Origin of the sequence: Neolewinella persica DSM 23188 (genome assembly GCF_000373105.1) — a bacterium.
Classification (GTDB): Bacteria; Bacteroidota; Bacteroidia; order Chitinophagales; family Saprospiraceae; genus Neolewinella; species Neolewinella persica.
On sequence record NZ_KB890427.1, the window covers coordinates 104876 to 127530 of the forward strand.

At 51.6% G+C, this 22655-nt stretch carries 20 protein-coding genes; 10 read left to right on the plus strand and 10 right to left on the minus strand.

The window, feature by feature from the left end; all coding sequences use genetic code 11:
- Nucleotides 1–102: 102 nt before the first annotated feature.
- From B036_RS0111230 to glyA, 4 genes are all read right to left on the minus strand, one after another.
- Entirely contained in the window at nucleotides 103–1464 is a 1362-nt protein-coding gene (locus B036_RS0111230; protein WP_020568816.1) for an amidohydrolase family protein, read from the minus strand.
- A 273-nt stretch (nucleotides 1465–1737) separates the two neighbouring features.
- Complete coding sequence (locus B036_RS0111235; RefSeq protein ID WP_044102452.1) at nucleotides 1738–4758, minus strand: amidohydrolase family protein; 3021 nt, start codon at nucleotides 4756–4758, stop codon at nucleotides 1738–1740.
- Between the two features lie 339 nt (nucleotides 4759–5097).
- On the minus strand, nucleotides 5098–6507 hold the full coding sequence (locus tag B036_RS0111240; protein WP_071596772.1) for a coproporphyrinogen-III oxidase family protein: 1410 nt from the start codon (nucleotides 6505–6507) through the stop codon (nucleotides 5098–5100).
- A gap of 28 nt (nucleotides 6508–6535) precedes the next feature.
- A complete protein-coding gene (gene glyA, locus B036_RS0111245) occupies nucleotides 6536–7819 on the minus strand; it encodes a serine hydroxymethyltransferase (protein ID WP_020568819.1) in 1284 nt (427 codons plus the stop codon).
- Nucleotides 7820–7956: 137 nt separating this feature from the next.
- On the opposite strand from glyA, the gene B036_RS29000 reads away from it, so the two are divergent.
- Both B036_RS29000 and B036_RS0111255 read left to right on the plus strand, forming a co-directional pair.
- Nucleotides 7957–9729, plus strand: a complete 1773-nt coding sequence (locus tag B036_RS29000) for a purple acid phosphatase family protein (protein WP_169435055.1) — start codon at nucleotides 7957–7959, stop codon at nucleotides 9727–9729.
- A 258-nt stretch (nucleotides 9730–9987) separates the two neighbouring features.
- A complete protein-coding gene (locus B036_RS0111255; RefSeq protein ID WP_020568822.1) occupies nucleotides 9988–11145 on the plus strand; it encodes a Gfo/Idh/MocA family protein in 1158 nt (385 codons plus the stop codon).
- Nucleotides 11146–11514: 369 nt separating this feature from the next.
- On the opposite strand, the gene B036_RS0111260 is transcribed toward B036_RS0111255, so the two are convergent.
- Entirely contained in the window at nucleotides 11515–11802 is a 288-nt protein-coding gene (locus B036_RS0111260) for a hypothetical protein (RefSeq protein WP_020568823.1), read from the minus strand.
- A 385-nt stretch (nucleotides 11803–12187) separates the two neighbouring features.
- Here B036_RS0111260 and B036_RS31980 point away from each other — a divergent pair, with 385 nt between their 5' ends.
- Nucleotides 12188–12946 (plus strand): HNH endonuclease, encoded by a 759-nt coding sequence (locus B036_RS31980; RefSeq protein ID WP_020568824.1) that lies wholly within the window; start codon nucleotides 12188–12190, stop codon nucleotides 12944–12946.
- Nucleotides 12947–13399: 453 nt separating this feature from the next.
- On the opposite strand, the gene B036_RS0111270 is transcribed toward B036_RS31980, so the two are convergent.
- The 5 genes from B036_RS0111270 to B036_RS31985 all read right to left on the minus strand — a co-directional run bounded on the left by B036_RS0111270 (nucleotide 13400) and on the right by B036_RS31985 (nucleotide 18483).
- Nucleotides 13400–14557 (minus strand): pentapeptide repeat-containing protein, encoded by a 1158-nt coding sequence (locus B036_RS0111270; RefSeq protein ID WP_020568825.1) that lies wholly within the window; start codon nucleotides 14555–14557, stop codon nucleotides 13400–13402.
- Nucleotides 14558–14968: 411 nt separating this feature from the next.
- Nucleotides 14969–15949, minus strand: coding sequence for a DNA cytosine methyltransferase (locus tag B036_RS0111275; protein WP_020568826.1), 981 nt, complete (start codon nucleotides 15947–15949; stop codon nucleotides 14969–14971).
- Complete coding sequence (locus B036_RS0111280) at nucleotides 15946–16938, minus strand: hypothetical protein (protein ID WP_026231891.1); 993 nt, start codon at nucleotides 16936–16938, stop codon at nucleotides 15946–15948. Before B036_RS0111280 ends, B036_RS0111275 begins: the two co-directional genes overlap by 4 nt.
- Nucleotides 16925–18046, minus strand: coding sequence for a ParB/Srx family N-terminal domain-containing protein (locus B036_RS0111285; RefSeq protein ID WP_020568828.1), 1122 nt, complete (start codon nucleotides 18044–18046; stop codon nucleotides 16925–16927). The genes B036_RS0111280 and B036_RS0111285 overlap by 14 nt, the downstream gene beginning before the upstream one ends.
- Nucleotides 18047–18120: 74 nt before the next feature.
- On the minus strand, nucleotides 18121–18483 hold the full coding sequence (locus tag B036_RS31985) for a helix-turn-helix transcriptional regulator (protein ID WP_020568829.1): 363 nt from the start codon (nucleotides 18481–18483) through the stop codon (nucleotides 18121–18123).
- Between the two features lie 215 nt (nucleotides 18484–18698).
- Between B036_RS31985 and B036_RS0111295 the strand changes: the two genes are divergently transcribed.
- The 7 genes from B036_RS0111295 to B036_RS0111325 all read left to right on the plus strand — a co-directional run.
- Complete coding sequence (locus B036_RS0111295) at nucleotides 18699–19046, plus strand: hypothetical protein (protein ID WP_020568830.1); 348 nt, start codon at nucleotides 18699–18701, stop codon at nucleotides 19044–19046.
- Nucleotides 19046–19396: a hypothetical protein gene (locus B036_RS0111300; protein ID WP_020568831.1), complete on the plus strand. Its 351-nt coding sequence runs from the start codon at nucleotides 19046–19048 to the stop codon at nucleotides 19394–19396. The genes B036_RS0111295 and B036_RS0111300 overlap by 1 nt, the downstream gene beginning before the upstream one ends.
- 61 nt (nucleotides 19397–19457) lie before the next feature.
- On the plus strand, nucleotides 19458–19820 hold the full coding sequence (locus B036_RS0111305) for a hypothetical protein (RefSeq protein ID WP_020568832.1): 363 nt from the start codon (nucleotides 19458–19460) through the stop codon (nucleotides 19818–19820).
- A 325-nt stretch (nucleotides 19821–20145) separates the two neighbouring features.
- The gene (locus B036_RS0111310; protein WP_020568833.1) at nucleotides 20146–21405 is read left to right on the plus strand and encodes a hypothetical protein; all 1260 of its coding nucleotides are present in this window, start codon (nucleotides 20146–20148) and stop codon (nucleotides 21403–21405) included.
- Nucleotides 21406–21551: 146 nt separating this feature from the next.
- Nucleotides 21552–21911, plus strand: a complete 360-nt coding sequence (locus B036_RS29015; RefSeq protein ID WP_020568834.1) for a hypothetical protein — start codon at nucleotides 21552–21554, stop codon at nucleotides 21909–21911.
- The gene (locus tag B036_RS0111320) at nucleotides 21908–22258 is read left to right on the plus strand and encodes a hypothetical protein (RefSeq protein WP_020568835.1); all 351 of its coding nucleotides are present in this window, start codon (nucleotides 21908–21910) and stop codon (nucleotides 22256–22258) included. Before B036_RS29015 ends, B036_RS0111320 begins: the two co-directional genes overlap by 4 nt.
- A 184-nt stretch (nucleotides 22259–22442) precedes the next feature.
- A partial coding sequence (locus B036_RS0111325; RefSeq protein ID WP_020568836.1) for a transposase occupies nucleotides 22443–22655 on the plus strand: 213 nt, incomplete at its 3' end.

The window sequence follows — 22655 nt, forward strand, 5'->3', positions numbered from 1 at the left end:
GTAGCTGCCGCAAGATGCATCCGCTTCACTCGTACAGAGAATACGAATGAGGTGAGCAGGCGTGCAGCAGCCACTATGAGCTACCGACTATGAACCATTTGACTACTCACGCGAATATTTCTCCTTAAACTTACGATACAACACCGCCTGCTTATTATTCAAATCCACTTGCCGGCCATCAATCAAGGCATACTCCACCTGACTCGTTCGCATGTCCAGCACATCGCCGGCAACGACGATGAGGGTAGCAGATTTTCCTTCCACGAGGCTCCCGTACATTTTATCGATGCCGGTAATCCTGGCTGGCGTCAGCGTGATGGCTTTGATCGCCTGCTCGTAGTCGAGGCCAAAACCGACCGCCTGCCCCGCCACAAAGGGCAGGTTGCGTTGTTGCCAGTAGCCGCCGTGGCTGATGGCGAATTCCACGCCAGCCTCTGCCAGCAGCGCCGGTTTGCGGTAAGGTCCGTCCACGCCCTCGTCCTGGGCATCGGGCAAAGACTGGGTGCTCATCAGGATCACCGGCACATTCTCCCGCTTCAGGAACTCCGCCACTAAGTGCGATTCATGTCCACCAACGATAACTGGCTTGCCACCCATTTCCTTCACCATTTTTACGGAATGCATGATCTCGCGGGGACCGTTTACGTGAACGTAAACGTTCTTGGTGCCGGCAATTGCCTCGCACATCGCTTCAAGCTTCAGGAGGCGGTCGCCACTTCGGGCAGTGCCGCAGTAGGCAGCGGCTTCCTTCATGAAATCCATCAGGCCAGTGACCTGCTTGGGGTAGTTTTTATTTTCTCCGATGGTCTGCGTCTCCCAGCTCCACGAGTTACGCCGGGGCCAGTTGACGTGAACGCCGTCGTCTTCGCCAACCACCGCATCTTCGAAGTTCCAGCCGTCCAGCTGTACCATGCTGCTACGGCCACTCACCATCCCGCCCATTGGCGTGATCTGCGCCAGTAATACGCCCCGGCTGCGTACGGTCGGGATCACCTGGCTGTCGGTATTGAAGGCAATCAAAGCCCGGGCATTCGGGTTTACGCCACCGGTTTCCCGTTGGTCGTTGGTGGAGCGGACAGCACCGATTTCGGTCAGGCCGAGCTGGGAGTTCAGGGCAATCAGGCCCGGGTAGATGTGCTTACTTCTGGCGTCTACGATTTCGGCGTTAGCGGGGGCGGGAAGGTCTTTGCCTACACTGACAATTTTACCCTCATCGAGCAAAATATCGGCCTCCTCCATCACCGTTCCGTCTCCTACGTGAATGGTGGCCGACCGGAACATAATGGGCCTGCCCTGGTCGGCTGCCGGTACCGGATTCTGGGCTTGTAGTATACCGCCAACGCTGAAAAGAAGCAGGATTACTAGTTCTTCGATGCCCCATTTTCTGGCGCGGACGCGGGTGCCCGGGAAGTAGGAAAGGAGCAGGCTTAGCAGGCTCCGTTGTTTGTGGTTTGCGTAAGTCATAACGCGATTGTTTTTTGTTAGTGCCGACTTAATCGGCGCGCTTTTTTTAAGATTATTTGGTGGGAAGAAGGTGACCACGGAGTGGTCGAATCTCTTTTGCCCCGGTTGAAAGTCCGCAAAGCGGCTTTTACCCGGGGCTGAAGTTGGCGACAAAATTGTTGCGGCGCTCCGCGCCGCCAATCTCTGAAGCCATCCCATTATCCCCGGGTTTCGGCGTTCCGCCTCACCCGGGGCAAAAGCGATTCGATCCTTCCGGGATCTCCTTCAGCCTGCCTAGTGCTCGTGGTTCTCCATCCGGTGGTCCAGCGAATTACAGTGCAGCATCCGCCGCTTCTTGCCCTTCGGTGCCTGCGTTTTTGCTCCGGCTTTCTTTGCATCGAGGCTTTTCTGAACCAGCGCGTTTCGCTCTTCCTGGATGCCTTTGCGCAGCTCCGCGTCTTTGGCGCGGTTGAAGTATTCCACTCCGTCAACAAAGGTGTGCTCCGCCCGGGCGTAAATGCTCAGCGGGTGGTTGTTCCAAACCACCACGTCGGCGTCCTTTCCGGTCTTGATGCTACCAACCCGATCGTCGATGTGGAGCATCTTGGCGGGGTTCAACGTCACGAATTTCAACGCTTCTTCTTCGCTCACGCCTCCGAAGAGGACGGCCTTGCCAGCTTCCTGGTTGAGGCGACGGGCCATCTCGGCATCGTCGGAGTTGAAACCGGTCAGTACGCCCTGCTCGTGCATCAGCGCGCCGTTGTAGGGGATGGCTTCGTTGACTTCATACTTGTAGGCCCACCAATCGGAAAAAGTAGAGCCGGCAGCGCCGTGCTTCGCCATTTGATCGGCTACTTTGTAGCCCTCCAGAATGTGGGTAAAGGTGTTGACTTTGAAGTTGTGCCGGTCGGCCACTTTCATCAGCATGTTGATCTCTCCCTGCTGGTAGCTGTGGCAGGTAATGAACCGCTCGCTGTTCAGAATTTCCAGCAGGGCTTCCAGGTCAAGGTCTTTACGGACCAGCTTGCCCGCCTTCATCGCTTCTCCGTATTCCTTCGCCTGGCTGAAGTAGCTTTCGAACACTTGCTCCACGCCCATCCGGGTTTGTGGGTAGCGGTCACGGTACAGGTCTCCCCAGTTCGACTGCTTCACGTTTTCACCCAAGGCAAACTTGATGAAGCCATCTGCGCCTTTAAACTTCATCTCCTCCGGCGTCTTACCCCAGCGGAGTTTGATCAGTGCCGACTGCCCGCCAATCGGATTGGCCGAGCCGTGCAGCAGTTGGCTGGTGGTTACGCCGCCGGCCAATTGGCGGTAGATGTTGATGTCGTTGGCGTCGATCACGTCGTTCATCCGAACTTCGGCGCTCGATACCTGGCTGCCTTCGTTCACGCTGCTCAGGGCGATGTGGCTGTGCTCATCGATGATGCCGGCCGTGACGTGCATGCCTTTACCGTCGATCACCGTAGCGCCGGCGGCGGAAAGGTTTTTGCCCACGCCGGTAATTCTACCGTTGGAGATCAGGACGTCGGTGGCTTGAAGAATGCCTGCGTCCTCGTTGGTCCATACCGTAGCGTTCCGGATCAGGTAGGTGCCAGCCTTTAGCGCACCGGCATCAGCTCCGTAGGCGATGTTGGGGTAGGTCAGGCGACTAACGTAGCTGTCGTCTTCCTCCTCTCCCTTTTTGTCGTCTTTTTTATCAGCGGCCTCCTTGTCGTCCATCGCCTTAGGCGATGCGGTAAAGCTGACGACTTTACCCATAGGATCCCGGCCCGTACCGATGTAACCACCATCCTTTGCGGGGGTCCCGACGAGGCGGTAGAAACCATCGGCTCCTTTAAGGAGGAAACGCAGCGTAATCATGTCGTTGTCTGTCGACATCGTGACGTCCACCCCGGTGGAGTCACCCGCAGGCATCACCTTCATCTTCTGGCTTCCGGCTTCGCCGGAGACCTTTGCGTCGAATGCCTTGCCGTCTACAGTGATGCTGTAACCCTCGGCCAGCGTCACCACGTCCAGGTCCTTCAGGGCAAAGGGCTCTCCCTGTACCCAGTTTTGGTAGATGGTGGCCTTTTCGGTGAAGAAGTCTTTGTCGGTGACGATGAAGTTGGCCAGTTTGCCCTTGTCCAGGGTACCGACCATGCCGTCGATGCCCAGCAGTTTTGCGGGGCCGGTCGTCAGGGCAGCAAAGGCCGCTTTGGCGTCGGCACCAACTTCAACGGCTTTGCGCAGCGCGTCGGTGAAATCCGACATTTTCTTGTGGCCGTTCGTAGTAAGTACGAAGGGAATACCGGCTTTGGCCACGGCGGCCATGTTGCCGGGCGCGCGCTCCCAATGGCGCAGTTGGCCGAGGTTGATCAGGTCAGCGGCGAAGGGATCGCCCAAGTCGTAGGCTTCCGGAAATTTAAGGGGAAGGAGGAAGGTGGCGCCACTGGCCTTCAGGGCATCGAGGCGTTCGTATTCGTCTCCACCGCCCACGAGGATGTACTGTTTGCCAAATTCATCGCCGATCATATCGGCCCGCAGGGCATCCTGCCAGTTGCCACCGGGATCAAAAATTTGGGGCATGTCCTGCAAAGCGTTCCAGGCTTCGATGCTGAGGTTAGTTTCTTCGCCCTTTTGCTTCTTGTACCATTGCCCGTCGTGGTAAGCCTGGCGCAGCAGCGCCATGGTGCCCATCCGGGAGCTTGGGTAGTTTTGCCGTGAAGATCCTTTGCTGAAGCTGAGGTGGTGGGCGACGTTGCGCTTGAGGATAACGTCGTTGGCGCTGGTCTCACCCAGGCTGACTACGGCGGCGGAGCCGCGGCTGATGCCGTCGGGCTGGTGGGTCGAGACGGTGCCGAAACCGATGTCGCGCAGCGCCTTAGCCGCCTTTTTATCAATGGTGAATTGCTCCGCGGCGTCTACTTCAGATTTCATGGCCTGGTTCCAGCTGAAAGCACCGGGGGTCTTGCTGTCGGTTTGGGGAGGGTCGCCCCAGCCACCGCCGCCGGATTTTACTTCGGGCATCCCGTAACTGCCGTAAGCTTCAATGAAGCTGGGGTACACGTGCTTGCCATCGAGCTTTACTTCCACTGCGCCAGCTGGCACGGCTCCGCCTGCGCTTACCCCAACGACTTTGCCGTCGCGAATTACCAGGGTAGCGTTCTTTACCATCTGCTCCGGACTGACGTGGACAGTGGCTCCGGTAAAGGCGTAGTGGCCTTCCCGCTGGTCGTAAACACCGTTATAAGGATAGGTTTTTTGGGCCGTCAGCGCCGTGGTAAGCAGCACGAACAGGATGGCCAATAGTGGCCATTGTTTTAGTAATCTCATGTTTTGATCTGGTTTTCTAAGGTATGATCCCTGGTTGGGGGTGGGAAAGTAGGTAAATTTTCTGGAGGAGGGCGTTGCTGGAAAGGATGAGCGTGTAAAAAAAAGGTGCTTCGTGTTTTGTTCCCCGGTACTTGTGCCGGTTAAGAAGAGGGGACCGGCACAAGTGCCGGGGAACAAAATCCGTCGATCCTGGAGGCCAGGGTTACCACAAAGCGGTGATATAGGCCATTATCTTCACCTGAGAGAAAAGGTAAGCAATGAAAGGAACCGTCATATTCGCTCGTAAGGACAACCCAGGTTTGGAGGACTTGATAATTGATCCTAGGTGAATAAATCCCCTCAAACAACAAACCCATCCCCAGCAACCCCATCCGCCCGCATCAACCCCGCCCGGCTAAGCCGGTAGGTACCATCACTAACGTCCTGAAGTAAACCAGCCGCCACATTCCCCAGCTGGCTCTCCACAAAGTGCCGGGCCTTCTCTGCCCCAAATAAGCGCGTTAGATCTTCGACGGAGACGCCAATATCCCGCCGTAACCCGGTCATGATGTACTCGTTGTACCGATCATTATCGGTGAGGATTTCGGCATCGTAGAGGAAGCCATCGGCAGCAGCGAAGTCGGCGGGGGAGGTGATCTCCGCCCAGGCCCTGGCGTAGGCGGCATTGTTGCTCACGTTCCAGCGGCGGGTGCGGTTGCCGTCGAAGCCGTGGGCACCGGGGCCGATGCCGAGGTACGGTTGGCCGCTCCAGTAGCCGGAGTTGTGCCGGCTCTCGTGGCCCGGCAGGCAGAAGTTGGAGATCTCGTAGTGGCGGTAGCCGGCGGCGGTGAGGTGGTTCACCAGCATATCAAAATGACGCTGGAATTTGGCGTCGTCGGTGTCGGCAATTTTGCCTTTGGCAACGTTGACGCCAAGGGCGGTCTTTGGTTCCACCGTCAGCGCGTAGGCGGAGATGTGGTTGACACCAAGGTCGGTGGCGATACGGAGGTTCTCGGCCCACATTTCGTTCGTGGTCGTCTGCCCGCCGTAGATGAGGTCGATGCTGACGTCGTGGAAGCCGGCGCGGTTGACCTTCTCGACGGCCGCGCGGGCTTCGCCCGCACTGTGCGCCCGGTTCATGAACCGGAGGTCCTCCTCGAAGAAGGACTGGATGCCGATGCTCAGGCGGTTGACGGGGGAGGCGGCCAGGTTGGCTATGGTGGCTTCGTCGAGGTCGTCGGGGTTGGCTTCCAGGGTGATTTCTGCTGTTCCCCGGCCTTCAGGCCGGCTTCCGGCCTGAAGGCCGGGGAACAAACCGTTCCCTGCACCTGCGGCCCCGCCCTGATTATTCTTGTGGTCTTGTGGCCTTATGGTCTTGTAGGCCGTCTTCTGAGGCGATGCAGGTGTTGCAGGAAGTAGATAGTTGTATTCCTGCAGCGTTGCAAATATCCGCCCCAACTCCACCTCCGTCAGCAACGAAGGCGTACCGCCACCAAAGTAAACGGAGGGCACCGGGCCGTCCGCCAGCTCTCCGCGCCGCGTCCGCAACTCCTTGCAAATCCCGTCGATCACCGCGTCCCGCGTCTTCATGCTGGTGCTGAAGTGGAAATTGCAGTAAGAGCAGGCTTGCTTGCAGAAAGGGATGTGGATGTAAAGGATAGTGGGTAGGAGGTAGTGGGTAGTGGATAGTGCTACCGCAGGTGAATGCTCACTTCGTTCGTCGTGAATGGGAGAATAATTGAAGGAGTGAATAATCAGCCTAGGTGACATTCACTCCTTCAATCATTCACACCTTCACCTACACCAGGGTCGCTTCGTACAATGGAAACGACTGCATGTGCGCATGCACTTCTTCCCGCACCGCAGCAATCACCTCCGGGTTCTCCACGTCTTTAATGATCCGGTCGATCCACTCGACGGTCTTGACGCAGTCGGCTTCGACGAAACCGCGCGTCGTAATGGCGGCGGTACCGATTCGGATGCCGGAAGGATTCATGGCCGTCTTCTTATCGAAAGGTACCATGTTTTTGTTAAGGGTGATGTGGGCGGCGTTCAGGGCATCTTCCGCCTGCGTGCCGTTCACGTCTTTGTTGCTCAGGTCGATCAGCATGGAGTGGTTCTCCGTACCGCCGCTGATGATGTGGTAGCCTTTTGCGACCAACGCTTTGGCCATGGCCTGGGCGTTTTTAATCACTTGCTGGCCGTAGGTTTTCCATTCGGGCTGGAGAGATTCGCCGAAAGCGACGGCCTTAGCGGCGATCACGTGCTCCAGCGGGCCACCCTGCATGCCGGGGAATACGGCACCGTCGAGAAGGCGGCTCATCGGATAAAGTTTGCCACTCTTGAAGGCTTTGCCGAAGGGGTTGTCGAAGTCTTTCCCCATCATGATGAGGCCACCGCGGGGACCACGGAGGGTCTTGTGGGTGGTCGACGTTACGATGTGGCAATGCGGCATTGGGTCGTTGAGCAGACCGGCGGCGATGAGGCCGGCGGGGTGGGCGATGTCGGCCAAAAGGACGGCACCGACTTCGTCGGCGATCTCGCGGAAGCGGGCGTAGTCCCAGTCGCGGCTGTACGCAGAAGCGCCACAGATGATCAGCTTGGGCTTAACTTCGTGGGCTTTCTCGGCTACTTTGTCCATGTCGACACGGCCGGTCGCTTCTTCCACGCCGTAGAAGTGGGCGTCGAAATACTTACCGCTGAAGTTGGCCGGGTGGCCGTGGCTGAGGTGCCCGCCGTGGGCGAGGCTGAAGCCGAGGGTTTTGTCGCCAGGATTAAGGCAGGCGAGAAAAACGGCGGCGTTGGCCTGGGCACCGGAATGAGGTTGTACATTGGCGTATTCGGCACCGAAGAGTTTACAAAGTCGGTCGATGGCCAATTGCTCGACTTCATCTACTACTTCACAACCACCGTAGTAGCGCTTGCCGGGGTAACCTTCGGCGTATTTGTTCGTCAAACAGCTGCCCATTGCGTCAATAACTGCCTGAGAAGTGAAGTTTTCCGAAGCAATCAGCTCGATGCCGTTGCGTTGGCGTTCGAGTTCACGTTCGATTAGGGAGAAAACTGCGGAATCACGTCCCATATTGGTTGTTTCTTTGTAGCCCGTTTTGGGTCTGCGTTATTTAAAGCCCAAAATTACGCCTTATAATGTCGCCGTTAGCAATCTCCCGCCGACTAAAATTGTTAGGCACATACGATTTCCAGTTATATTTTCCTTTCATGCCCCAGCTTACATCATCCTCCGGAACTAGATTTTTACTGACCACTTTCTCTTGGGCGCGGCCGCAGGTGCACGGTAAGTTGTTGAAAAGCAGGCGCACGTTCCCCTCTCCTTCGGTCCCTTTCGCTGCGCGGCTTCTACGCTGTCCTTTTCGAGTCCGCTCCGGGGGAGAGGGGCCGGGGGAGAGGCGTACGAGCGTAGCGAGCACCTCCGTTGTCTCCTTCCTCCTCCTTTTTACTTTTCTCCTTTCCCCCCTCGCCTCCTCCGCCAATACCCAACGCTACCGCCTGACCTGGCGGGCCGACCCGGCAACCACCATGACCATCGGCTTCGAGCAGTACCACGGCAGCAGCGCCCGGGTCGTTTACGGCACTGAGGACCATGGCCGGGATGCGAACGCCTATCCGCTTTCGGCCAATCCGGCACGCTTCGTCAACCACGCGGGGATGCGCAACGTCTTTGTCCGGTTGAAAGGGCTGACGCCAGCGACCGTCTACTATTTTCTGGTGGTGGACTCCGACGGTACCAGCCGACGAATGAGCTTCGAAACCCCGCACGATTCCCCCGACCGACCGCTGAGCATCATCGCCGGAGGCGATAGCCGGAATAACCGGGAGACTGCCATGGCGGCAAACCGGTTGGTCAGCAAACTCAAGCCGCACTTCGTGATGTTCGGCGGAGACATGACCAACGGAGATACGCCCGAGGAATGGCAGCAGTGGCTTGACGACTGGCAGGCCACCATCAGTTCAGATGGCCGGCTCACCCCCATCGTCGCGGCGCGGGGAAACCACGAAAGATCCAATGAGTCCATTTACGAGATTTTTGACGTTCCGAACCCGAAGGTTTATTACTCGCTTGATTTTGCCGGTGGCCTGCTGCGGACCTACACCCTCAACAGTCTCTTTCCCGCTGGCGGTGATCAGGCCGACTGGCTGGAGCAGGACCTTGCCTCCTGCAAAACGATGTGGAAATTCGCCCAGTACCACCATTCCATGCGACCCCACACGGTTTCCAAGCCAGAGCGCGACGAATTGATCTACCACTGGGGGACTAAATTTTATCGCTACGGCATGAATCTGGTGGTGGAGTCCGACGTCCATACGGTAAAACAAACCTGGCCGATCCGGCCCAGTCAGGAGCCCGGATCTTCCCAGGGTTTTATCCGGGATGACCTGCGTGGTACCGTATACGTCGGCGAAGGCTGCTGGGGCGCGCCGCTGCGCGCCAACAACGACAACAAGCCCTGGACGCGCGCCAGCGGCCGGTTCAACCAGTTTAAATGGATTTGGGTAGACATTAACCAGGTACAGGTCCGTACCGTTATGATCGACCGTTCCAGCTACGTCGTACAGGAGAACAACCTGGAGACCCGCTTCAAATCTCCTCCCGGTATGTACTACTGGGATGCGGCCAACACCGGCGATGTGCTGCGGATTTTGCGCCGCACGGAGGTGGCCAATTCGATGGCCCGCAACCCACCGCTGGCGGCGCAGAGCACGCCTTCCATCCAGGCTGCGTCAGCGCCTGCCGTATTGGTGCGCGACGGCAATGGTGCGGTGCGGGTGAGCTACAGCATGCCGGCCGGCGGCCGGCCGGAGATCCTCATCGTCGGCGCCGGTAACCGCCTGCTTTGGCGCGGACAATTGCCCGTGCGTGGCCCCGGGCCTTATTCCGACAAAGTCGATCTGCCCGAATTGCCGCGGGGGACTAAGATGGAACTGGTCGTTAAGGCTGGCGGTAAGGTGGTGGCTAAGTATGAGCTGCGGTAGTTTTGTGATTGGCCTCTTTTTTGGGAGGTGCGCACAGCAAATTGCACAAATTGAATTTTTTGGGCCCGGACGCCTGCGGGGCCCTTAGCCCTTTCACTGCTACGTAACTTCAGGGCACGGGACGCCACGGGGGGCTGGACTTGCTCAGGACCCCGTAGCTTCGGCCAAACCCTGAAGCGAAGCGGAGGGGTTGGTTGACCTGCGGGCGTCCGAACTCGTCCACTAGGTGACTATTACTGACTGGTTGTACATTTCGTTATGCACACTTTTGGGCGCATCAAACGGGGCGGAAGCACTTTTATTGATAACTTTAACCTTGTGAACACTCGTCTGCCTTTATTCTTCTCCTTACTATTTTTCTCCTTTTTTATGGTTGCTCAGGAAGCACCGTTGAAAGTAGCCGTAATTGGGCTAACGCATACCCACGTTCATTGGATATTGGGCCGCCAGGATCGTGGGGATATCGAAATCGTTGGCATCGTTGAAGCCAATGAGGATTTGGCCCGGCGGTATACGGAACAGCACGGACTGTCCATTGACCTGGTGTATCCTACGATGGAAGCCCTCGTTGCTGCCCGTCAGCCAGAAGCCGTTTGTGCCTTCGGAACGATTTACGCACACTTAGCGGTTACCGAATTTTTTGCTCCACGTGGCGTACACGTCATGGTCGAGAAGCCACTGGCCGTCAGCGTTAAGCACGCTCGAAAAATGGCGGCCCTGTCCCGTAAACACAAGATCCACCTGCTCACCAATTACGAAACGACCTGGTATCCGACCAACCATAAGGCCAGAGAATTGCTGGAAGAGGGGGCTGTTGGTCCGCTGCGTAAGGCCATCATCCGCGACGGGCACCGTGGGCCTAAGAAAATAGGCGTCAATAGTGAGTTCCTGGACTGGCTTACCGACCCGGTGCTTAACGGCGGTGGCGCATTGACGGACTTCGGTTGCTACGGCGTCAATCTTATCACCTGGCTTCGCCATGGCCAGCGACCAGGTTCCGTCACGGCCATCACGCAGCAACTTCAGCCTGAAAACAACCCCCTGGTTGATGACGAAGCGACTATTTTGCTCACTTATCCGGACGCAACGGCCATTATTCAGGCGTCCTGGAACTGGCCGATTGGCCGTAAGGACATGGAGCTCCACGGCCTTACCGGATCAATTTTCGCCGATAATCGCAACGACCTGCGCTTACGGGTAGCCGAAGGCTACGATGGCTTTGCGGAAACTAAAATGGCCCTTCCCGAACGTCCAGCTCCTTACGACGATCCGTTTGCGCTATTGGAGGCGGTAGTTCGGGGGCGGCACATTTTGCAGCCGCACGATCTTTCGGCACTAGAGAATAATGTACTGGTAGTGGAGGTGTTGGAGGCTGCCGCTAAAAGTGCGCGGAAGGGGAGAAGCGTGAAATTTTGAGCGCTTGTCTGGATTCCCTACCCCTGGCGAAAATTACGCCGTAAACCATCATAATGATGACCGGAACTTGTGTTCCTCTGGCCATTTTATCCGCTTGTCCTCACAAAAATGAACAGTTCCCGGCCAGAGTAGAAAACTTTAAACGGGTACTTACATAAACTCCGCGCTGCTCCGCTGCTCCTCGCGAAAACTGGATTCATTCTCGCGCGGAGTTGCGGAGTTCCGGGGAGAGAAGAGGATCGTAATTAGCTCAACTAATGCTTTGTATGCCCCGGCTTTATACTTTGTTTTTTGCCGGTTAAACGCCGCGTGTTTTTTGCGATCAACAACCGTATTGTTTGAACGTTTATCAGACGGAACGCGCTAATTTTAGGCGATATTAATCGGCATAGGTACAAAGCCCCGGTCCTGATACAGGGTTATGGTACACCCCTTGTGGTTATTCACTTTGTCTTGCTGCTTTATTTCGGGCCAAATATCACTTAAAGCAGTTTGGATGGCCCCTGAAATGCGCTCGTCCATAAACACATAATACAGGCCAGCCAGGACGTCTTCTATGTCCTTCGCCTCCTTTACGGCCACGATTTCTTCATGGTTAAGGTAAATCGTAATCTCTCTTCCGGATTGGGCATCTTCTCTGTAATTGTATGTTGACATGGGTTTATATTTTATGGGCTTGAGGTGGTATCAATTGTGGGCTTTCACTGGGGGAGGAAGCTGTTATTAAAAATAAGGGAAAAACTTTTTAGGGTGCTGGAAAAATGGCCGGTCCGTATTCCTACTGTGGGTAGTTGCATGGATGGATCTGGGGGGTGTTGTTGATTAGGAGGGCTGTGTAATAGGCGGGAGCGGGAGTTTTTTAAGGTAAAAACGCTTCTTTCTGCAAAGCGGGAGAAGGCGTAATTTGGAGTGGGTAGTGAGGGGCTTGTTGGGGTGTTTCAAACAATTAACGGTCAGGTGGTTGTAATTTGGGTCAACTATAAGTCAACAAGACCTCCTTTATTAAGGAGAAGAACACGCCCGAAACCAATCAAAAGTACCAATGGAAAAGAGATCGAAGGAATTTTTACAAGCCAGTTTTTATCTTTCTCGGTTCAGTGAGAAAAAAGAAGATGGAAAGTATCCTGGCCCTCCTGCCAAGCTAAACGTCGATCAGTGGAAACAGGCTTACCTAATGTTTTACGAAAGGTTGAATGGGGGAAGAAGCATTCTTGCTTTCGAAAATAGCCTGAAGAATACGAGAGACGAATTTGATAGCCATTTACCTGATTCTGGCAGAACTGGCTGGAGAGGGAAGAATAGAAAGCCCAAGTCTTTGAGTGAAGAAGCGGAAGTCGTCTTCAATGAATCCAAGGACAAAACGGAGAGTGAGATTTGGAACCAAATTCGAGAATACGCGGATTTAGACATCAAGCAGTACAAGCAGATCGTTGACGACCTTATAGGGATTCAAGAGAGCGAAGCAGAATATAAAAAAGGGAAAACAGAGGGAGGAAGAAAAGTATTCACTTCTAGCAGATTTGAAAGAAGTCTCTCGGCCAAGAATCAAGCGATTAAGATTCACGGGGTGAAATGCAAGGGGTGTGGATTTGACTTTGAAGAGGTTTATGGAGAATGGGGTGCTGGCTTTATTGAGGTTCATCACCTGCAGTCCTTGGCAAGCAATGAGGGAAAGGAAGTCGAAACCGATCCTGAAACCGATCTTGCCGTTCTGTGTGCGAATTGCCACAGGATGGTTCACAGAAAGAAAGAGGTAACGCTGACGATAGAGGAGCTAAAGAGCAAGATGAAAAAGCATTGACATCGAAAAGCCCCACCCAGTAAAACCAGGCAGGGCAAAAACTTACTTGAATGTTGCAAAATAAATACAAGTGTCACCGCCGCCCCAAAAGAGCGAGCAGCTGGAGCCGGAGCACAAAGCGCCGGCGTTTAGTCGTAGCCGGATCAGCCAGCTCTTGGCGGAGCCGTTGAAGGGAAGTATGGTGATCCGGGGACAAAGTGTTTGAAGTTCAGCAGTGAGAGATCACAAAACAAACACTTTGTGTTTTAAAAAACAAGACTTTAAACATATTAATGTTTTCTGCAATGGAAAAGCCCCGACCACTAAAGAGCGATCGGGACTTTTTCAATCTTGTTCCCCTATTCTCTCTTCAAAACTAATATCTGCGTCATAAGTTCCTTGGACGGTCTCATCGGCACCTTCAAGCAGATATATAGGCTAGCGTATTATCGTGGCAGTTGTATTTCTGAGCACTCATTTTTTATTTAGAACGAAGTAAAATAAAGGTAGAGAATGTATTTCGTCCGGAATTATCATGTCTGATACTTTGTATTCCCTTTCAAGGTTATCTAACCCGAACCTTTTACTCTCAAGCATATCTTTAATCCAGTTGAAGTCTGTTATTATTGCATTGTCAAAGTTTACGTTACCTATAAAACCGCAATTTTTAAATTCGGTATTAGCAAGGTTGCAATCGCTGAAATCTGGTGACGAAAACACCACGTTTGTGAACACTGAAGAAACAAAGCTAATCGATGATAAATTAGGCCGCTGAAACTGTACATCGGTGAAAACACATTCGTCAAACTCTACATTTTCGTGATCAATGTCTCCATAGAATCTGCAATTTGTAAAATTGCAGTTCTTAAAAACAACATCCATAAACGTCATGCCAATAAAATAAGAACCTGAAAAATCAACATCTTCTATTATACCTGAATATATATGTAGGTTCCAAAAATATGATTTAACTGATCTACATTCTTCCAGCATAATGTCCTTTAATGTTCCATCTCTAATATTGCAATAGCTGAAGTCTGTAGATTTAACATGTTCCTTGTTTAAGTTGTAAACTATTATTTCTGATGGTAAATTACCAATGTGTAATTCTTGCAAGTCTAGTTTTTTCCAGTCAAAATTCAACTTAACCAATCGCTTTACAATTCCTGCGACTCTAAATCTAGCATCGTTGTCGTGCCACTTTTTATAATCGCTCAGCTGTTCAACATAGTCTTTTATCTCTTTTCTTCTAGCAAATCTTTCTCGTACAACTTCTACAAAAATAAACAGAAGAAATAAATCAAATATGGCGCCAATCAATTCTGGCCTAGCGTTGATTATGATCTCCTTTAACTCTTCTGTTAATACTCTTTTAGAGGGGACTAAAAGGTATGATAATACTAAAAGGGATAAAAAAGCCAGAAAAATAAACGCTCCTAAAATAATAGGACTCCAGTCAAGTATGTCTAAAATTTTATTTTTTATTTCTACATAAATTGGCCTACCGCTTTCATCATGATTCTCATCGGCTAAATTAACGGAATGTAAAAATTCAAGAGTGGTTATTACGATAATCGTAACAAGTAGTAAGCTGCCAATGATTAATAGTACGAATGGTGGACCTGAGAGCATTTTAATGTTTAGTTAAGAATAATGTAAGTGTATTAATCACCACTATGTTAATGATAATATATTTCGATGCGTTAGTGCAGTTCTTATTTACATAGTGCATAATTAGATACACACTTTGCGAGGATTGCTACATATGCACTACTCAAATATATAGAAAATGTCCAACAGCCACCCTTCTTACATGACATTCAATATCCAGGCTACTAGCAAAGTATTGACCGGATATTATGTTGACATGATCGATGATCGTATTAAATAAAGTATGACTTTTACCTACTGCCTAACATGCCTTCACCGGGCATAGCGAACAATTTTTTCAATAAACGAGACTTTAAAGACATTGTTTTTTTTGCAATGTAAAAAGCCCCAGTCGCTGGAGAGCGATCGGGGCTTTTAAATACCTCGTAGAGATTAATAACCAGCCTGCTTGGCAAACTCAATAATAGGCCTAGACACCGTCTCGGCAAGTAAAGGCGGTACAGCGTTCCCCACAACCTTATACTTAGCTGACAGCCCTCCATCTACGTCCATGGTAAGGGGGAGCCCCTGAATGGCAGCACACTCCTTCCAGGAGAGCCGGCGGTTAAGGTCACCGTTAAGTTTCCAGGTGTCCTTTTTTACATAAGACATGGGATCTCCTCCTGGATAAAGAGGAATGTGGGATTGATTCGCAACGATCGTGAAACTAGGCTCATCCCACCGCCGCTTACGGTTTCGGGTGAGGTAGTGACCGTGGAACTTTTTATCGAAGAATTCACCCTCTGGCCATTCGGGCATATCCCCGATTACATCTTTGAGAGATAGAATGTCTTTTTTGTCGCTGGCCTCACCGTGGGTGGGGGTAGGGATTGAATAATCACAGTCTTTAACGGACTCATGTATTCCTACAATGAAGATTCGCTTTCTTGATTGAGCCAAGCCATATTCTTCACCACTTAGCAGGCGATGTTTTACATTCTCTACATGGAAGCCACGGCTGGCCAACCCTTTTAATTGTTGTTGAAAGAAGTAGCCTCCGGAAGCGCTGAGCATTCCCCGGACATTCTCTACAAAAATGAATTTTGGTTTAACTTGGTCAATGGCACGTAAGAACTCAAGGAAAAGAAAATTTCGGGAATCATCGAGCAAGTCCCGATCTGTACGGTGTTTCCAGTTACGACGGGCCGCAAGAGAAAAACCAGTACACGGGTAACACCCAATTAAAATTTCCGCCTGGGGGAAATGTTCAATCTTTCGGATGTCTTCGTGGACAAACTCCGTGTCAGGGAAGATGGAACGATAAGCCGAAGCCGCATGACGGTCGACGTCATTAGCCCAGATTATCTCAGCGCCACAACGGGTAAGACCAAGGTCAAAGCCTCCACAGCCGGAAAAAAGGGATACTGCTTTCATTCAAAAATATGTTCAGCCTCTTCGGCCATTAAAATTTTCAATCTTTTGATTGAGTCAGAAGTTGTTACAAATTTAGCAATTTTATCTTCACTAAGTAGGTTAATTAGACGGCTTCGATCAATGAGTATCATACTGTTTACAGGAGTTGAATCCCTCCAGCTAAAAGCATGATCTCTAAAACAGAAAGGTATAAAATAATAGTTCACGGGAAGAGGATCAAAAGAGAAAATACCTTTTAATTGAGAATATGCATCGGATCCCCCTTTTAACCATTCTTCGCTACACTTGCATTGAGCAAGAATGCTAAGCTTATTCATACTCTTGTCTGTAAAATCAACCCAGCCGACGATGTCTACTCCTCCATCACCCGAGTTAGTGGGAGAGGTTGGCTTGTAGTCACGGTTTTTGAAGTTTAATTCGAGGTCTTCTGAAATCTTTTGCAGTTTTGTCATCAAACTCCCATGATATCTCGCGTCTTTATCATTCAGAGCATTCCTGCCAGATACAAAGAGTTGAGACCTGGAAGGTGCTAGTTCTTTGATTGCTTCTAAACATAAACTTTCAAACTCGGATGTTAAAACTGATTGTAAGTCTCTAAACTGACTAAGTAACGAACTGCAAAGGAGGTATATGTATAGAAAATGCCCATTATCAAGTGAATTAACTTGCTTTAGAGATTTTCCGCCGATAATTTCAAAGGGATAATCTTTTCCATACTTGGCTATTCGAACTCTTGCTAAGCGAATTAAACTTTCGAACCTTTTCTCGTACTTGTCTCTGTCTTTATGAGAGATGAATCTATCTCCGTCCATTTCAAGATCATCGTCGTCGGTATCTCCAAGAAGTTCTCTTTCGGGCCCAATGATATCTGTAAACGCATTGATAGACAGCTCCTTATCAGGCAGCCAAAGCGTACGGATTTCCAGGTAATCGAGCCACAAATACTCTTTATAGAGTTTCCTTTTGAACGTTTTACTAAATCTCGTCACGGATACGATCTATTTGTCTTGCTTTCCTTTTTCTGGTTTCTATTGTTACGATTATATCATCACTAAGTCGATGGATTTCTTCAAGGCGCTCGATAATATCAGATGATTCTGATACGTCAAGAACTTTAGAAAGTGTGTCCTGCGCTGCTTTGAGGTTACTATAAGTTTTATGAACAAACTTCCTCATGGCTTCCACGGGTGCATTTGTAAAAATTATAGCTTCTTCGAGAGTACGTTTCTTTTCAGAAAAGACTTCGTAAGCCAAGGGAATCTTGACAACCTTGCTGAACTTTCCTAGGTCCCGAGAGTCTGGAATTCTAGAGTTTCCAGACTCTGTGATCTCAAAAAGATACCTTGTTAATTCCTCAAGTTTTGCTGGATTGAAATAGATATTGCTTTCGTCCACTCTAATCTCTAGGAACTCACTAATGTTAGTGTAAGAAACAGCGGTTGTTATCAGTGAAAACTTAAAACTTGTCTCATCTAGTTCACGAATTCCATAAAAATTGTGCTCTTCTACATGCTCATACAGTTGATAACCTTCAATTAGTTTTTGTACATAAGGACGGTTACTTCCTATTAAACTAGCAATATGCCGGTAGGTGTCATTAGTAGAAGGGTAATCAGCATAATGGCGCTGAAAAAGTAGTGTTAGATATCTTGCTTTAGCAAGTGAATCCCATGCATCTACTCCAGTTACATGTCTGTAGCCCAGATAATCCCATAATTTCTCTTTGTCTTTATAAACCAGTACAGGCACTGATTTAGGAATCGGTGGCTCTTTTTCATGGTCTCCTTCTTGTAGAATCTGTTGAAGTCTATTTTGAAGTTTTTTAGAGAGCTCTGGATTGTTGAGTAATCTTACAGCTGCAAACCTTCTATTACCCTCAACGACGATAAACTTACCTGAACCATCTGGAATAACCAATAATGGCTCTCCATCAAAGAATCCTTGCTTTTTTATTGAGGAAATAAGATCAAACAGATTTTCATTCGCAACCATATAAGAAATGATATCACTATCACTCTTATTACGGATGGTATTAGGTAATCTAGGATTCTCAGGATCGAATCTTAGCTCCTCAATGTCCTTATATAAGATACTCATATGGTGTATTTAGTGTCTTAGCTTAGGCTTATACTTTTCGTTGTAAGAACAGATTCACAAAATCAGGCACGTCATCACTCAATCCCCAACTCCCGAGCCCGCTCAGGATCACTCTTCTTCATCTCCTCCTCCAGCTGCGCAACCCGCTGCTCCAGAAGCGTATTCATCCGATCCAGCGTAGCATCCGCAGAGGCTTGATCCTCCCCTTCAGCACCGAACGGCCGTCCATTCTCTTTACTCAAATCTTTCAAAAGGAGATCGTCAATGTTGACGTCAAAGAGACGGGCAATTTCAATTACTCCCTCCAATTTAGGAAAGGACTTTCCTTTCATATACGCACCTACTTGAGTCGGAGTGATATTTAACCTCTCTGCAAGGTCAACATTTTTCCATCTCGACTTATCAGATAAGTGCTTGATATTTTGGGTGAAATACATTTAAAGAAGCTAGATGTGATTTTTTTATTCATTTTTATGAACTAGAATATTGTTTTTATGAGATTCTAGCTCGTAAATTTACACCGTAAGGTTAGAAATACTAACCCAAAAGTATAACAACTGTACCACAAAGTTCAACTATACGCCCCGAAAATTGCACCGGGGCGAACGGGCTACTCCATGCCCGGACTCAACGGTACACTAAACTCATTGCCATGTTTCCCGCCACAAAAGCAAAACAACTGGTGAAGCCTACCCTGGATCGATTCGTTGAGGACCGGTTGGCTGAACTCGGTCTTACTCACGAGGATTTAGTTACTCGTATGGGTGATGTCCTGGCCACCGACTACAAGATTCACCGCCTCACCCGCAGGATCAACAGTCCGCAATCCTTTCCCGCTGCTGAGCTGGAGGCTTTCGCTCAGGTACTTGAACTGAAGGACTGGTTTGGTGATCTGGTGGTCAACTTTGGTGCCGGGCTCGATGGCTGTACCGTTTCCGAGTTCGACCGGATGCTGCACCCGCAGGGTTGCCAGTTGGGCCGGATAAACGTAGCTGCCTAATGGGAGCCGGCGTACCAACTCCCCTCCCCCCGCTCACGGCGGACGCAGTCAATCACCTGACCCGCGCCGTGTACCGCTTGCTCGAAGAGCAAATAGAAACGAACCGGCTGCTCCGCAAGGAGATCGAACCACCGAACCCCTGGATGACGGGCGACGAAGCAGCCGTGGCCCTGGGGAAGATCCCCACGAAGTCAGGAGAGCATACCCGTTGCCTGAAGCATTTCCGGGACAAGGGCTTTCTGACCGTCCACGGCCAGATGAACCCCATCACCTACTCCCGGGAGCAGGTAATGGAACTCAAAAAGAAGATCGACCAGGAGAAGGTATTCATGCCGTCGCGACTGCGCTAGGCCCCTCTCTGCTTTTTATAACTATTCATTGCACCGGCGTCCTCGCCCCTAAATTTTCATCATGAATGATGCCTACCCCACTGACCAGGAGATTCCCGTGGTCGTCATGCACGTAAACCTGAATGAGCTCACCTTTCGCACGTTCATCGAGCCAGCCGACGACCAGGTGCTGCACGTCTACGATGCCCCCAGAGAAAACATGGTTGAAACCGGCGATGTCGTGTTTCGCCATAATGCTGCCGACGACGTGAAGTTTTACCGGGTGGACTACGCCACTACACTGCGCTACCCGGCCCCCCTTTGTGCCAAAGCCTGCAATGCGCTTCCCTACCAGCTGTTTCTCCAGCTGGACCGGATCACCGATGAAACGGAAGTTGCCCGGCTACAAGATGACCTGAAGGCTATGGACAAACTTCCCTTTTAAAGATCCTCTTTTAACCCAGTTTTCTCATAGGGATAGGGCTCCCGGCAATAGCGCCGGGGGCTTCTGCCGGGGCCGGTTGGCGGCTCCAGTGGGTTCGATACCCTCCCCCGGCACGAAGCTCTGTGTCAGAATTCACTTGGCACAGAACTAGTTTTATTTTTCTTGAGAGTGCGGCGGGGCCGGTTGGTTTTCTCTGGCCCCGCATTTCTCTCATTGCAGATGCACTCATTACGTGACCCTAGCAGCGCGGCCATCCGGCCGGGCTTTTGGTGGCCGGCCTTCGGGCCGGTCACCTTATAAAAATTGTTTTAATACTCATTGCAACATGATAGTAATTCACCCCGCGAAATCGTACGTCCTGATGGAAACGGTTTTTGATCAGCAGAACAACGGTAAGCCGTCGACTGCTCAGCTTAAAGGCTGCCACATCGAGATGATGAAAGCCCTGGTACGGCTCCTGAAAAAGGAGATTGGGCATTACCAGGTGTTTGGTCGGAAGGCTGGCCCCGATGGCCACAACCTACGCTCCCTGCGCACCAACAGCGTCCAGCTGTCGAAGATGCTCCGATGTTCCGTGCGTACGGTACGTAATCGCCTGAGCCGCCTGGCGGCCTGTGAATGGATCAAAAAGGTATTCCACGGTAGTAACGCCGCTTTCGAGATTTACCTGAACCTGGATCTCCTGCACCTCCAGGAAACGACCGCCTGCCATTCGAACAGCGTGACCGGGATTTTCGCCAATCCCCTCCCCTCTATGCGGCAATTTTTGCCGAATACCCTATCACGGGTACCCCGTCAGGATACCAATAAAGAGAATGAATATAGCGGCTTGCCTTCCGGCACCGACGCGGCGACGACTGCGTCAGCCGCGCCGGCACCTACAGTCAATCAGCAGCAGCAGGATACCTCAACGGGTTACCACCCCAGCAGCGAAATCCCTGCCGGTAATCCAACGGCTGTGCCGTCCCCATCAAAAAAAGTTCCGCGAAAAAAAGTTTCCCCACCGGCGAAGCGACCCCGGACGATGGCCGCCGCTACGGCTCACCTGAGCGATCGGGACCGCGCTCGCTTGCCCCGCCTCATCGAAACCGTGTGGGAGCACGCCTTCAGCGAACTTGATGAATGGATGCCGGGATATCTGGTTGGCTCCGAGATCACCAAGGGAAAGATCGGCCTGGCCGAGTTCTTTGCCTACTCCAACCCGGAGCGCTGGAAAGATGCCGCCACCGAATTCATTGCCCGGGTTGACCTGGTCACCGGCTGGTGTGAGCGCAGGACCGCAGCGGGCAAAAAGGCCTTCATCCCCCTCCCTTCGCTGTGGTTCGACCATCGGAACCCCATGGGCTTTGCCGTCTCGAAGGCTTGGTACAAGACCCAGCAGCAGCAACTCAAGAAGGCGAAGATTCAATCTGAAATCAACACCTGCCTCAAAATCTACTGGCGCGCCCTGGAGAGTAACGGCGGCGATGTCGACGAGGCCATCCGGATCATCAAGCAACGTCTGGAGAAGCGCGGTGGACCTGCCCTCTTCAAGCTGTTTACCGACAAAATTCAAACCGCACCGAGCATTAATCTCGTGGCATAAACCCCCTCCCCAACCCTCCCCACGGGGGAGGGAGCAGTTAGAAACGCTTAGCGTTTCGCAAGAAAGCCCTCCCCCGTGGGGAGGGTTGGGAGGGGGTTTAACCGCCGACTCCACCAACACATTTTTTCACCAATCAATTCAATCACATGTCTAAACCCACTTCCAAGCCAGCACCGGCTCCCACCCCACCACCTGAGCGCACCCGCCGCCGACCGAAAAATCAGAAGAAACCGATGAGTGCCGGCAATCTGAAATTGTGCCTTCGCATCGTCGACAGCTCCTACCCCCGCCCCATGACCATCTGGTCTGACAAGCGCCACGGCGGCGACTTCGAAAAGGAACTCGCCCAGTTACGCGCTGCAAAGATCCGGATCGATAACAGCCCCAAATACACCCTGGTCGAATGGGCGGCCATCTACGATTGCTCGAACGGAATGGAGCACGGCCCGGAAATACTGCAGTTCACCCTTTTGCGGGGGGAATGGCACCAACACCAGGGAAGATGAGTGAACTAGCCATCCGCGAACACCTCCCCAGTACCCGCCTCGAAGAAAGCTACAAGATTCCGTTTTCGAAACACGAAGTACAGTTTCTCTGCTGGTTTTTCCCCGAAGCCCTCGCCGACGTCCGGCACGGATTCATCCGGATCCTGGAAGTCCTGGTGCTGCACGATCTGTACCAGCGCCTCGGCACGAAACTCTACGCCGGGCAGTCCTGCAAACTGAAACTGAAGGCGGCTGATGTGCTTGCCCTGAAGCGCGTCTTGCTAGGCACCTCCTACATCAGCAATTGGGGCCTGGAGCACCGATCAGTAATTGCGAAACTCGACCAGTTGACCGTCGGGATAAAGTAAAACTCAAAACGCCCCACCCTAATGAAGGGACGGAGCGCATTTTCAAACCCGGGGCCGCCAATTCTTGGACGGAGCAGCGGCACCCAAATTCTATTGCAAGTTATGGTGTACGCTTCCCATTAGACGCCACCACGATTTAGTAGAAAGATAACCTTATCTTACTCACCCTCTAAATCGCGCCAACATGCGGAAAAGTAAATTCACAAAGTCTCAGAAACTTGAGGTCCTGGCCAAATGGGATGCCGGGGCAAAAATCGACGACCTGTGTCGAGAGTATCAGATCAGTACAGCTACGCTTTACAATTGGAAAAAGGAGAAAGCTACTGACGAAGACGATACTCAACGCGAGCTTAAAAAGCTTCAGCAGGAAAACGCACGTCTCAAAAAGATGTACGCT

Bases quoted from the DNA above. Each gene is read 5' to 3' on its own strand.
- B036_RS0111295 (WP_020568830.1), top strand. From the start codon at position 18,699: ATGTTTCCCGCCACAAAAGCAAAACAACTGGTGAAGCCTACCCTGGAT.
- B036_RS0111240 (WP_071596772.1), bottom strand. From the start codon at position 6,507: ATGTCACCTAGGCTGATTATTCACTCCTTCAATTATTCTCCCATTCAC.
- B036_RS31985 (WP_020568829.1), bottom strand. From the start codon at position 18,483: ATGTATTTCACCCAAAATATCAAGCACTTATCTGATAAGTCGAGATGG.
- B036_RS0111310 (WP_020568833.1), top strand. From the start codon at position 20,146: ATGATAGTAATTCACCCCGCGAAATCGTACGTCCTGATGGAAACGGTT.
- B036_RS0111235 (WP_044102452.1), bottom strand. From the start codon at position 4,758: ATGAGATTACTAAAACAATGGCCACTATTGGCCATCCTGTTCGTGCTG.
- B036_RS29000 (WP_169435055.1), top strand. From the start codon at position 7,957: ATGCCCCAGCTTACATCATCCTCCGGAACTAGATTTTTACTGACCACT.
- B036_RS0111255 (WP_020568822.1), top strand. From the start codon at position 9,988: ATGCACACTTTTGGGCGCATCAAACGGGGCGGAAGCACTTTTATTGAT.
- B036_RS29015 (WP_020568834.1), top strand. From the start codon at position 21,552: ATGTCTAAACCCACTTCCAAGCCAGCACCGGCTCCCACCCCACCACCT.
- B036_RS0111305 (WP_020568832.1), top strand. From the start codon at position 19,458: ATGAATGATGCCTACCCCACTGACCAGGAGATTCCCGTGGTCGTCATG.
- B036_RS0111270 (WP_020568825.1), bottom strand. From the start codon at position 14,557: ATGCTCTCAGGTCCACCATTCGTACTATTAATCATTGGCAGCTTACTA.
- B036_RS0111230 (WP_020568816.1), bottom strand. From the start codon at position 1,464: ATGACTTACGCAAACCACAAACAACGGAGCCTGCTAAGCCTGCTCCTT.
- B036_RS31980 (WP_020568824.1), top strand. From the start codon at position 12,188: ATGGAAAAGAGATCGAAGGAATTTTTACAAGCCAGTTTTTATCTTTCT.
- B036_RS0111275 (WP_020568826.1), bottom strand. From the start codon at position 15,949: ATGAAAGCAGTATCCCTTTTTTCCGGCTGTGGAGGCTTTGACCTTGGT.
- glyA (WP_020568819.1), bottom strand. From the start codon at position 7,819: ATGGGACGTGATTCCGCAGTTTTCTCCCTAATCGAACGTGAACTCGAA.
- B036_RS0111285 (WP_020568828.1), bottom strand. From the start codon at position 18,046: ATGAGTATCTTATATAAGGACATTGAGGAGCTAAGATTCGATCCTGAG.
- B036_RS0111260 (WP_020568823.1), bottom strand. From the start codon at position 11,802: ATGTCAACATACAATTACAGAGAAGATGCCCAATCCGGAAGAGAGATT.
- B036_RS0111320 (WP_020568835.1), top strand. From the start codon at position 21,908: ATGAGTGAACTAGCCATCCGCGAACACCTCCCCAGTACCCGCCTCGAA.
- B036_RS0111300 (WP_020568831.1), top strand. From the start codon at position 19,046: ATGGGAGCCGGCGTACCAACTCCCCTCCCCCCGCTCACGGCGGACGCA.